The 12,064-nt window shown below is 43.5% G+C and carries 10 protein-coding genes and 2 pseudogenes; 7 read left to right on the forward strand and 5 right to left on the reverse strand.

All coding sequences use genetic code 11. The annotated features are described in order from the left end of the window. Positions 1-151 precede the first annotated feature (151 nt). From NI462_RS15050 to NI462_RS05105, 3 genes are all read left to right on the forward strand, one after another. Complete coding sequence (locus NI462_RS15050) at positions 152-277, forward strand: hypothetical protein (RefSeq protein WP_004732081.1); 126 nt, start codon at positions 152-154, stop codon at positions 275-277. A gap of 60 nt (positions 278-337) precedes the next feature. Continuing rightward, positions 338-466 carry a hypothetical protein gene (locus NI462_RS15055; protein ID WP_004645881.1) on the forward strand — a complete coding sequence of 43 codons (129 nt, stop codon included), beginning with the start codon at positions 338-340 and terminating at the stop codon, positions 464-466. 141 nt (positions 467-607) lie between these two features. Continuing rightward, entirely contained in the window at positions 608-1,891 is a 1,284-nt protein-coding gene (locus NI462_RS05105; RefSeq protein WP_004645882.1) for a ribonucleotide-diphosphate reductase subunit beta, read from the forward strand. Between the two features lie 106 nt (positions 1,892-1,997). On the opposite strand, the pseudogene NI462_RS05110 reads toward NI462_RS05105, so the two are convergent. Then, positions 1,998-2,102 (reverse strand): annotated as a pseudogene (locus NI462_RS05110) (arsenate reductase (glutaredoxin)); the annotation flags it as partial. Here NI462_RS05110 and NI462_RS05115 point away from each other — a divergent pair. Next, positions 2,096-2,224: pseudogene (locus tag NI462_RS05115) on the forward strand (arsenical resistance protein ArsH); the annotation flags it as partial. The pseudogenes NI462_RS05110 and NI462_RS05115 overlap by 7 nt on opposite strands. 109 nt (positions 2,225-2,333) lie before the next feature. Here NI462_RS05115 and NI462_RS05120 read toward each other — a convergent pair. The 3 genes from NI462_RS05120 to NI462_RS05130 all read right to left on the reverse strand — a co-directional run bounded on the left by NI462_RS05120 (position 2,334) and on the right by NI462_RS05130 (position 8,710). Next, positions 2,334-4,508: a TonB-dependent receptor gene (locus NI462_RS05120; RefSeq protein ID WP_253159414.1), complete on the reverse strand. Its 2,175-nt coding sequence runs from the start codon at positions 4,506-4,508 to the stop codon at positions 2,334-2,336. 391 nt (positions 4,509-4,899) lie between these two features. Next, positions 4,900-7,299, reverse strand: a complete 2,400-nt coding sequence (locus NI462_RS05125) for a glucose/quinate/shikimate family membrane-bound PQQ-dependent dehydrogenase (protein WP_253159416.1) — start codon at positions 7,297-7,299, stop codon at positions 4,900-4,902. A 169-nt stretch (positions 7,300-7,468) separates the two neighbouring features. Beyond that, positions 7,469-8,710, reverse strand: a complete 1,242-nt coding sequence (locus NI462_RS05130; RefSeq protein ID WP_253159418.1) for a carbohydrate porin — start codon at positions 8,708-8,710, stop codon at positions 7,469-7,471. A gap of 483 nt (positions 8,711-9,193) precedes the next feature. Here NI462_RS05130 and NI462_RS05135 point away from each other — a divergent pair, with 483 nt between their 5' ends. Beyond that, the gene (locus NI462_RS05135; RefSeq protein WP_253159420.1) at positions 9,194-9,802 is read left to right on the forward strand and encodes a DUF805 domain-containing protein; all 609 of its coding nucleotides are present in this window, start codon (positions 9,194-9,196) and stop codon (positions 9,800-9,802) included. A 24-nt stretch (positions 9,803-9,826) separates the two neighbouring features. Next, positions 9,827-10,342, forward strand: a complete 516-nt coding sequence (locus tag NI462_RS05140) for a hypothetical protein (RefSeq protein ID WP_004281745.1) — start codon at positions 9,827-9,829, stop codon at positions 10,340-10,342. Between the two features lie 148 nt (positions 10,343-10,490). Here the strand turns inward: NI462_RS05140 and NI462_RS05145 are convergent, their stop codons facing one another. After that, complete coding sequence (locus NI462_RS05145; RefSeq protein ID WP_253159422.1) at positions 10,491-11,138, reverse strand: HAD-IA family hydrolase; 648 nt, start codon at positions 11,136-11,138, stop codon at positions 10,491-10,493. Between the two features lie 98 nt (positions 11,139-11,236). Here NI462_RS05145 and NI462_RS05150 point away from each other — a divergent pair, with 98 nt between their 5' ends. Continuing rightward, the gene (locus tag NI462_RS05150; RefSeq protein WP_253159424.1) at positions 11,237-12,004 is read left to right on the forward strand and encodes a hydroxymethylpyrimidine/phosphomethylpyrimidine kinase; all 768 of its coding nucleotides are present in this window, start codon (positions 11,237-11,239) and stop codon (positions 12,002-12,004) included. Positions 12,005-12,064: the final 60 nt, after the last annotated feature.

Below are 12,064 nucleotides of genomic sequence, written 5' to 3' on the forward strand. Positions count from 1 at the left end.
ACCAAAACTAACTAGAAGGCTTTCAATCTCGAAGTGATACCAAGATGGTCACAACGAGGCTGGCATCACAAAATGCGTGAACGGATTGTATCATCGATTCGAGAAACGAGCCAGTAAGAGTCATCTTGAATTTGTAATGGAGATTATCTCTATGGCTACGAAAAAAGTTTCTCGTGATGCAGGAACTGGTCGTTTCGTAACTGAAGGCTATGCAAAAAAGCATCCTAAAACTACAGTTACTGAAACAATCAAGCCTAGTAAATCATCTAAAAAATGATTTAAACGTGAATCCTAGTTTCGGCTAGGATTCACAAACTAAAAGTAAAAGGAAACCTAAATGCCACATATGACTCATAACTACATGTTAGGACTTGCGGCATTGCTGATTTCCTTTGGTATTACCTTTTATTTACCAATTGCTTATTTCTGGTTCAAAGTTCGCCAACAGCGTAAACAAAATAAGTAGTGGGGATTATTGCTCCTGTATAAAACTAGAGCATTCATCGACAAAACTTAATTTTGCTTACACAAATTAAGCGTATAGTAAGACATCTCAGCCAAGCTGAATGTCTCATAAAAGATATAAAGCAACGTAGAGAGAATTGATATGTCTATCCTAAGTTGGGACGATTTCGAAGATGATTCGCAAAAACCGGCTGCACCTGAACAGCAGCCTGCGCCCGTCGAGCCGCAAAAAGCGACTAATTCACAGATGGTATCTGATGCAGGCAACGCATCGCCGGATGTGGCAGCTGCACAACCCCTTAGAGCCACTCAAAACCGAGGATCAAATCCAACCGATTCGCTGGCAAGAGCATCTGCTTCCCTAGAGCAGCTTGATGTTGCACCGGGTCTGGAAGAGCTTGAAATGGGTGCGCAACGCGTTCAGGTTGATGACAAGGCGATGATCAACTGTCGTGCAGACTTGAACCAGCTTGTTCCATTCAAATACGAATGGGCTTGGCAGAAGTATCTGGACGGATGTGCAAACCACTGGATGCCACAAGAAGTGAACATGAACCACGACATTGCGTTGTGGAAGTCTGAAAATGGCTTGACTGAAGATGAACGTACCATTGTGATGCGTTCACTTGGTTTCTTCTCGACTGCCGATTCACTGGTTGCAAACAATCTGGTACTGGCGATTTACCGTCATATTACCAACCCTGAATGCCGTCAGTACATCTTGCGTCAAGCGTTTGAAGAAGCGATTCACACACACGCTTACCAGTACTGTATCGAGTCGCTAGGTATGGATGAAGGCGAAGTCTTCAACATGTACCGTGAAGTACCGTCAGTTGCACGTAAAGCTGCGTGGGGCCTGAAATATACTCAGTCTTTAAGTGATCCTACGTTCAAAACCGGCACACCTGAAAATGACCAGATCCTGCTTCGCAACCTGATCGCGTTCTACTGTGTTCTTGAAGGTATTTTCTTCTACTGCGGTTTCAGCCAGATCCTGTCTATGGGCCGTCGTAACAAGATGAATGGTGTTGCCGAGCAGTTCCAGTACATCCTGCGTGATGAGTCTATGCACCTGAACTTCGGTATCGATATGATCAACCAGATCAAGATCGAAAACCCGGGTTTATGGACAACTGAATTCCAGGAAGAAATCATCCAGATGATTCTTGAAGGTACGATGCTGGAAATCGAATACGCACGTGACACCATGCCACGCGGTGTACTTGGCATGAACGCTGGCATGATGGAAGAATACCTGAAGTTTATTGCGAACCGTCGTCTGGCGCAGTTGGGTTTGCCTGAACAGTTTGCTGGTGTGAATAACCCGTTCCAGTGGATGTCAGAGATGATGGACTTGCGTAAAGAGAAGAATTTCTTCGAGACGCGCGTAACAGATTACCAAACTGGCGGTGCGTTAAGCTGGTAAGGTTTAGCTTAAAATGACACGACATCTGTGATTTTAACTTTAAATAAAAAGCCACCCTCGCGGTGGCTTTTTTATGATCTGAATGATCGACTTTAAATCCTGCGATTTATTTCAACCGCTTCCCTGCTTCATCAATAATCATTTCCCCATCTTCATTGCTAAATGCTGCGCACTGCGGAGCAGAAAGAATATCTAAAACAACTTCTAATGGAGGAACTCTACAAGTTCACCTTACTCACCCGCGGTCAGTCTGCTGATCTCACCAATCGATATTCTGAACGGGTCGAAAGTGCCGGGGAATTATCAAAGCGGGTAAATCAGAAAACAATCTAGTATTTTCCAGACTGCTTCGATTCATCTTTTTAAAACCTCAATATTTAAAATCCCGCTTTAAAAGCGGGATTTTTTATTTTGAAAATTTAGCAGCCACAAATCATTTCAATTAAAACTCTTTTGTCACGCTCAAACCCGCACTCCAGTTTCGCCCTTCTGCTGGTTCATAGAAACGACTATTGCTTTCATTGACAATCACTGAACCTGAATAATCTTTATCAAAAAGATTATCGACACGTGCAAAAGTTTTGACAGACCAGTCTTTCATATTCCATTTATAGCCAACATTGGCACCAGCAACAGTATAGCTGGGTGCATATTCAGTATTGGTATCATTGACATAAATTCGATCTGAGTAACGCACGTCTAAACCTGCACTCAAACCATTTTCAGGTTTCCAGCCCAGACTTAAAAATGCCTGATTTTTGGCAATACCGGGAATATAGTTTCCTGATTCAACTCTCGACACTGCAATATTGCCATTCTGATTTAAAATTTCAGGAATATCAGCATCAAAAGTTGCATCTATATAGCTATAGCTGGCTTGAGCAGTGAGATCACGCCATAAACTTTTATTCCAGGAGAGTTCAATACCTTCTCTTAAAGTTTGATCTGCATTACGGAAAGTAGAGCGACCATTGTCATTACCTGCAGAAACAATGTCATCCTGAGTCGTGGTATGGAATACTGCAGCAGTAAAATCACCGAAACGATTAGCAGATTTTAAGCCAAGTTCATACGTTTCACTTTCTGCTGCTTTTAAACTAAAGCTCCGGTGTTCTGCAGTATTTGCAGGATAAGACATTTCGGTAAAGGTGGGCGTTTCAAAGCCTTGTGCATAACTGGCATAAGTCATCAGCTCAGGTAAAATCTGCCAGCTTAAGGCCATGGATGGTAATAATTTATCATAAGTGGTTTTACCTGAATTATCACCATTCACATCAGTAATATAATGATCTTCTGATTTAAAATGCACATTGCTATAGCGCAGGCCGGCATCTAAAGTCCAATCGGGAGCAAAATGATAAGAAGCTTGCAAATACGGATCTAAATTCCACAGGGTATTATCTTCATCTCGACGCAGTTCGCCTTTGACTCCCAAGCGATCACCTAAAAAGTTTTGATAGCCTTTACGGTCTTCGGTCATGGCATCTACGGCGACACCTGCAATCAGTTTAGTATTTGGTAGAATATCTTTACCCGTCCAGCGTAAATCTGTCCCATAAAAATTACGGTCAAAATCAATGACACCACCGGGATGATTTCGGGCTAGTTGAACTGTATTAGGTTTACAAATATCAGTATTTTCTTCATATGCACACTTTGGAATCGACTGATATTGCGTGACTGCGCGCTGTCCCCAGTAGGCCATGCCATACAGTTCATGCTGGTCATTGATCGGCTTATTCCAGGTCAAACCTGTTTGCAGTTGTTCAATTTCTTTACGTGCATTATAAAGAAGGACGTTGGTCGCGATCTGTCTGGGATTGGCCTTCCACTGATCTCGAGTTAAACCACCCGGATCATCTGCAGCAATTTTAACGTAATTATTCATCCAGTTGATTTTAGAACCATCTTCCAGATCCCAGGTCAGTTTGGCATTATTCAGAACTTTATGTGCACTGCTGTGGTCACGGTAACCATTGGTATCAAAATAAGACGAGCTGATGATATAAGCCGGTTCATCGGCATTTTCTGAACCGCCTTGTAAAACCAGCTTGGTCTGCCCTTTGTTCTGGCTCCCTGCAGAATGCCCCAGTTCAACCGAGTCAGCACCTTGCCCCTCTCGCGTGGTGGTTAAAATCGTCCCACCGGAAGAGTTACCATATAGTGATGAAAATGCACCACCCAATACTTCAATATGATCCAGACTGTTTAAATCAATATTCGAGGTTTGCCCCTGCCCATCCGGCATTGTTGCAGGGATTCCATCTACATATAAACGCACACCACGCACACCGAAACTGGAGCGCGCACCAAAGCCCCGCATTGAAATTTGCAGGTCTTGGGCATAGTTTTCACGATTATTTAACTGTAATCCCGGAACGCCTTTTAATGTTTCCGAAAGGTTCACATTCATGCTGTTATCTTGTTCTTGATTCAGATAATACACTGACGCCGGTGTGGTCAATCGCTCCCGATCGGTACGGGTCGCTTGAATAACAATGGTGTCTAACCTTTGGACTTCTTGTGTGTCATTTTCTGCATAAATATTCTGACCTACGCAAGCAATCAGGCAGGACAAGGTCGATCTCACGAATGGAAATTTCGGGCTTTGGTACATAAATGACAGGCCTTATTTGAAAGTGGTTTAATGCGGCAAATACCTTATCGAGATGGCGTACATCTCATGATTCAATTCATTTTTTTTAAGCATCGATATCCAATAAATGCGCTGATTTGATGACATATAGTTCGCTCAATGAATAGAAATATTTTGAGCTTAAAAATTCTGTGTTCGATAAATTCAGACTTGATTAATCCTTTATCTGAATTTCGCTTAAAATCAGCCATATACAAAGCATATTATTTTAATGCGATCTGAATGAAATTGAGCTTTCAGCAACAAATCAACATCATTTCTCTGTGTCCTTAAAACTCGATGTAGGCATTCAACAATAGCGTATAAAAAAGCCTGACGAATCAGGCTTTTTTATACTGAATTAAAAGTTCAACTATTTATTGTCTGGCAAGGCATAAGCCACCAGAGAGTCGCCCATTTTAGTCCCAAAGGAACCATGACCACCTGCCATAATGACCACATACTGCCTGCCATTGGCTTCATAGGTCATTGGTGTAGCCTGACCACCTGCAGGTAGACGGCCTTTCCATAGTTCATCACCGTTGTTCACGTTAATGGCACGGATGTAGTTATCTTGAGTTCCGCCCACAAACATCACGTTGCCCGCAGTTGAAATAGGTCCACCCAACATCGGCACACCCATTTTGAATGGCGGCAATGGAATGCCCGGCATACTGTCACGAATGGTACCGATGCGGCGTTTCCATGCCACTTCATGAGTATTTAAGTCCACACCTGCAACAAAGCCCCATGATGGCTGTTTACACGGTAGACCGAATGGAGACAGGAACGCACTGATTTCAACGCCATAAGGCACACCATACATCGGTTGAACGCCGGCTTCTGTACCTGCACCTTTAGCCGTCTTAGGACGGTTCGGATCTTGAGGAATCAGTTTTGATACAAATGGCAGGCCAATCGGGTTGGTCAGTGCAATTTGACGGTCCGGATTCACCGACATACCACCCCATTCAAACACACCTAGGTTACCCGGGAAGACCAGCGTCCCATTTTCAGAAGGTGGGGTATAAATGCCATCGTAATTCAGTTTGTGGAAAGCAACACGGCAGACCAACTGGTCAAACATGGTCGCACCCCACATCTGTTTATCGGTCAATTTATCTTGTGGCGCCAGATTAAAGTCAGAGAACGGTTGAGTTTTAGAATAGAACTCGCCTTTGGTTTGAGGTCCACGCTTCACAGATTGTGGTACCGGTTTCTCGGTAATCGGCACAATCGCTTTACCATTACGACGGTCTAGCACAAAAGCATTACCGGTTTTGGTCAAGACATAAATGGCTGGAACCATATTGCCGTTTTTGTCTTTAATCTCGGTCAATGTCGGCTGTGAAGGTACGTCCATATCCCACAAATCATGATGGGTAGTCTGGAAGTTCCATACCAGCTTACCAGTCGTCGCATTCAGGGCCAGCATCGAGTTTGCATAACGCTCGTCCAGTTCAGTCCGGTGACCACCGTAAATATCCGGGGTACCGACACCCGTTGGTACATAGACGATATCCAGCTCTGCATCATAGGCCAAAGGTGCCCAAGCATTTGGAGAGTTGTGTACAAATTTTTGACCCGGTGCAGGAATCAAATTCGGATCTTCAGCGCCTGTGTCAAATACCCAAAGCAATTCACCCGTATTGACATCATACCCACGGATCACACCTGACGGCTCTTCAGTTGAATAGTTATCGGTAGTTGAACCCGCAATAATAATGGTGGTACCGGTGACTACAGGCGGTGAGGTTGGAATATAACCGCCCGGATATGGGAATGGCATATCTTTTTGCAGATCGACTTCGCCATTTTTACCAAAGTCAGAACAGACTTTACCGGTGGTCGCATTAACCGCCACTAAACGCCCATCATTGACCGGTAAAATCACTTTTTGTGGACATTCAGCCGATGTGGTTTTCTTCGCAGCGAGACTGCTTTCAAAACCGGCCGTATTGTTGACATCATAATAAGATACGCCACGGCAGGTTAAATGCTGATAGGTATGATCGGCTTTCAGCTTTGGATCATAGGTCCATTTCGCCTTACCAGTTGCCGGATCAAGCGCAGTCAATTTCTGGTGAGTGGTACAGATGTACATGTTGTCACCCACCTTAATTGGGGTAACCTGATTGGTGGTTTCACCCGAGTCATTTTCAGTCTTGAATTCGCCCGTGTGATATTCCCAAGCCACCTGCAAATCTTTGACATTTTCAGTATTAATCTGCTTCAACGGCGAATAACGTAAACCCGACTGGGTACGGCCATAAGCTGGCCAGTCTTCATCTGCCACACCGGGAATTGGCTGGTGGGTTGCGGGCTGCTGGGATTTTAATTCACCGCGAATTTCTTGCGGGTCATTAAATACAGCATAAATCATTACGGCAATAGTAATGGCCAATGAAGCACCCAAGGCAATTTTCGCACCTTTGCTTTGATCAAAGTCACGTGTTACCGCCGGAATAAGCAGCGCTAAACCAAACAGACCTAAAATATCCAAACGCGGCGCAAGTGCAAAGAAATCTGAACCGACTTCCCATAGGCCCCACACCACTGTTGCCAAAACGAATATGGCATAAACCAGAAGTGCAGCGCTTTTTCGTTTATACAAGAGAACTGCGGTCGCAATAAAGAGAATACCTGCAATGATGTAGTACCAAGACCCACCCAGCACTGCAAGATAAATCCCTCCAATCAGCAGTCCTATACCGAAAACAGCGGCAATGACCGCTAAAATTGTTTTCAGTACTGAACCTGATGAAGTATTCATGTTGAACACCTATAAAAGTTTTTTGAAAGTCCATGCACATGACAGGCATGAGCACCCTTATTGTTAAATTCTGAGTTATAAATACATCAATGTCTTAAGCAGGCATTGCCCATTACTGCAACAAAGCACCTAGAGATTCAATAGTGTATTTGCAACTAAAAACTATATTTTAAAATGACGTATTAAACTTGATTCCGCCCACCCAGACATTTTCACCATCTTTATATGCACCGACGTGACGCACATATTGCACATTCGGGCGAATGGTGAGCCAATTAGTGGCATGTAAGCCATAATAAATTTCTGCATCGATTTCTTGATGACGGTCAGCACTGACATCGTCATTCATGTTGATGCGTGCAATACCGAACGCAATTTCATCTTGAGGACGTGAATCCATCGCGCCTTTGTAAACCAGCCCGATATTTTGCATATCACTGACGTTATTGGTTTTGGAGTCATGCACTGTCGCATTCACAAAGCCGGTCAGACCACGCGAAGCATCACCGTGATGTGCAGTCAATTGTTGCTTGGCAACGATCCAACCCCCATGGTGATGGTCGGTTTGATCTGGATTGGAAATGACTTCAGCCTCAGCTGTACTGTAGTAATAACCGGCGCGATATTCACCCGGTAGTTTTTGTTCACCCAGTTTAGGCGTCCAAACCACTTCTGCAGGAAGCATTACCCCTTTAGAACCATCCGTGCTCAGGTTAAATCCTTTGCCACGTTCCAGATTCTCAGGGTTGTATTCATAAGCACCGACTTGGGCATAAAATTCAGGGTTAATGTTGTATTTGACTCGTGCAGCCCATTGGCTTACCGGCCAGTTGTACCACTGATCGCCAACCCAATTCCCGACTTGTGAACCGCATAGGGCCAGATTCTGGAAATCGCAGTCAAAACTGTTGAAGTCTTCGCCCTCACCAAAGCGTCCGACTTTCACATCCAGTTTTTGTTCCAGGAATTTTTTCTTGATCCATAAATCAGTCAGACGCCAGGTTTGACCACGGCCCCAGACCTCTTGCACTGAACTCAGATGGTCGTTTAAAGCAGCAGTGCTTTGAGACAGTGACTGACCATTACGCTGGGTGACAGTAATTTGCGCTTCGGTATCTTGCCAGCCTGCAATCTTTGCCAGATCCAGATGTGCCCCAAAAACAAACTGGTCCGCATATTCAGTTCTATGGCTTGAAGATCTTTGCGCATCAATCAGGCTTGCCATTTCACCCGTATAACCAAAACTGAAATCATAGCCCTGATTTTGGAGTGCTGTACGTTGCCCGTTCCAGTCACCGAGCATCCACGGGCTTTCCGAACTGAAAGCAGCTTCAGCATGCACAGTGGTCGTGGTTAAGATGAAAGAGGCACAGCAAAGGTAAACGGCCTTCGATAATGGGGAGAGATACATTGAATGTGATACCTTCATCACAATATGAAGCTTTTTATTATACGCCTGTTGATTTTAAAAAATCGTTACTAATAGATAAAAAGTATGAATAAAATGTTATATTTATTAGTATTATTATATGCTTTTTGTAAATTTAAAATTTATAAGTATCTGTTTATCATCATATTAAATTTAACAACATCAAACCATAGTTCCAAAGAAAAATTTGATATTCATCAGATAGATTTAGCTTTAATTTTCTTATAACAGGTTCAGAGATAAATCAGCTCCATTACTATTTAATTTTCTTCATTTCAAATCATGCAACGCCACATTTTTTGTTGATTGAATATTAAATCACTATTGCGATAAGGCTTTTAAAAACATGAAAAAATTATTGTCATTTCACCATAAACTTTTAAAAATTAGATTATGCTAAAGTTATTCTGATAAGAAATTGCGTCGCTTTAAAACAATAATCTGGCTTAATAGACGAGAACAAGCATGAAAGGTTCAATCCTTGATTTTTCTATTCAACACAATACCGGTTTTATCTCGGGGGATGATAATCAGCGCTATAGCTTTAATGGCGCAGCCTGGCGTAGTGAGCGTCCACCTTCACGCGGCGATCGGGTCGATTTTATCGTCAATACCGCGGGTGAAGCATCTGAGGTTTATTTAACCTCAGGCAGTTCTATTTATCTGGGAGAAAAAATTTCCAGTCAGCTCGGCAAATATTCCAATCTGGATCAGGCCGAGGAAAACTACAGCAGCATTGACTGGTTTGTAAAATGTCTGACCAACTATGCAAACTTTTCCGGCCGTGCACGCCGTAAAGAATTTTGGTTCTTTATGCTGTTTTGTGTAATTTTAGGCATTATTGCTGAGGTAATTGATACAGTTTTAGGCACTAAACCGCTGGTGAATAGCCTGCTTAATCTGGCACTTCTAGTCCCAAGTCTGGCCGTTGGCGCGCGTCGCTTGCATGATGTAGGACGCTCTGGTTGGTGGCAATTACTGACGCTTACCGTGATTGGTATACTGGTACTGATCTGGTGGTGGGCAACTGAAACCAAGCAACAAAACAATGAATATGGTGCTCCTGCCAAATAACCGAACCTTACAAATCCCGTCTTGATGCGGGATTTGTTTATCGATTATTTAATGACTAAATATCAGCAAAATCAGACTTTCTCCATGCTGCAAGATCAATTAGTGAAATTTCCAGATGCTGTATGGGTGCAAATCTATAAAGATAAAATGCAGCTGATGAATATAGATGGCACGATTACGCATACTCTGCTACCCGATGTGCCTTATGCCCATCCGCGGAGTATTATTGCCGACTTTGATGCAGCGGCGGTGACGCTGAAACAGCTGTTACCCTCCTCAATGATGAAGAAACTATTTAGCTCTATAGCATTGCTGCAAATCATGGATCTGCCTGAAGACGGTTTAACCGAAGTTGAAAAGCGCGCGTTACTCGAACTCGGTTATGAAAGTAGCGTGCAAAATGTCATCCTGTTTGACCATGCAGGAAATGCACTGACCAAAGCCAGAGTTCCACCCCAACATCGAATGACGATCATCAATATTTTACTGGTGATTATCATTATGGTGGTGTTGGCATCGACCTGGTTTTTGACGCTTTAAATGTTCATCCAAGAGCAAAAATCCCGCACGCTGCGGGATTCTTATTGAGATAACCATCTAATAAGAGAATTGATCTCTATAGATGAACCAGCTTATAGACATCGCCTCTCTAAAAATCAGCTCAAATAAAATAAGCAAAAATTAGGGTTTATTTAAAATAATCTAGCAACTGATTAAAGCAGTCTATTTGATATTTTGGCTGTGCCAGTGCTAATTCTTCCTGACTGCCATAACCATAATTTACCGCAATAGTATCAATACCATTTTGACGGGCACCAAAAATGTCATGCTCACGGTCACCCACCATCAGGCATTGATCGGCCTGTAACTGTTGCTGCGCTAAAATATACTGAATCAGCTCGGCTTTATTGGTGCGGTCACCATTCAGCTCACTACCATGAATGTCAGTAAAATACTGGGCCAGATCAAAATGTTCCAGAATCTGTTTGGCATACACTGTCGGTTTTGCTGTAGCGACAAACAAGCGATAACCACGGCGTTTCAGTTCTGCCAGCGTTTCTGCTACACCCTCAAAAACATGATTTTCATAGAGACCCTTGACTGCAAAGCGCTCCCGATAACCCATCAAGGCCTGTTCAGCCAGAACATGATCGGCCTCAACATTTAAAATTTTGGCCAGCGAGGCTTTTAAGGGCGGACCAATAATCCAGTCGATATTGATCTCGTCACTAATCGGATGACCGATCTTTTCCAGACCATAGCGTGCAGACGTCGTAATCCCCACTTTCGGATCGGTTAATGTCCCATCCAGATCAATTAAAATATTCTTAATCACCGCCCATCCCCTCTCATTAGTACCGATATAAATTAATATCGAGAGTTCATTCAAATTTGCCTATACTAATGCAATTTTAGTGAATGAAGGACATCATTTTGCGCCCTACCGTACTTTGCTTTTCCGGTTTAGACCCTTCAGGTGGAGCCGGCCTTCAAGCAGATATTGAAGCCATTGGTCAAAGTGGTGCACATGCGGCAATTGCCTGCACAGCCCTCACTATTCAAAATTCACAGCAGGTTTTTGGTTTCGAAGCCACTTCCAGAGAATTGCTGTTGGCACAGGCCAATGCGGTGGTCAATGACCTGCCCATTCGTTGCGTAAAATCTGGCATGTTAGGCACCACAGACAATATCGCAGCACTGGCCGAGTTTCTGGCTGCACATCCAGATTATCTGTATGTGCTGGATCCGGTTTTGGTCGCGAATAGTGGCGGTTCGCTGGGTAATCAAGAAACGCTGGTCAAAGCATTTACCCAGTTGATTCCATTAGCCACTATCTTAACGCCGAACACGGTTGAACTACGCGCCCTGACGGGTGAGCAAGACCTCAAACTGGCCACTCAAAAATTATTTGAAATGGGTGCACAGGCAGTTTTGGTCAAAGGTGGCCATGAAGATACGCCAGATTACATTCAGAACAGCCTGTATATTGCAGGTGAACTGGTCAACGAAACTCGCTGTCCACGTCTACCAGGTGAATATCATGGTTCAGGCTGTTCATTGGCCAGTTTCATAGCCGGACGTCTGGCCATGGGCGACCAGTTAAAAACTGCAGTACAGTATGCTGAAACCTGGCTATTTGGAGTATTAAAAAATGCTGAAATTCCTGTTCCAAATGGCCAGAGAATTCCAAAGCGTTTTTAAAATCACATGTTTTAAAATTAAAAAGCCTGAATGCGTCAGGCTTTTTTTATCGCTGCTATT

The sequence above is a fragment of the Acinetobacter lwoffii genome (assembly GCF_024129715.1).
GTDB lineage: Bacteria > Pseudomonadota > Gammaproteobacteria > Pseudomonadales > Moraxellaceae > Acinetobacter > Acinetobacter lwoffii_U.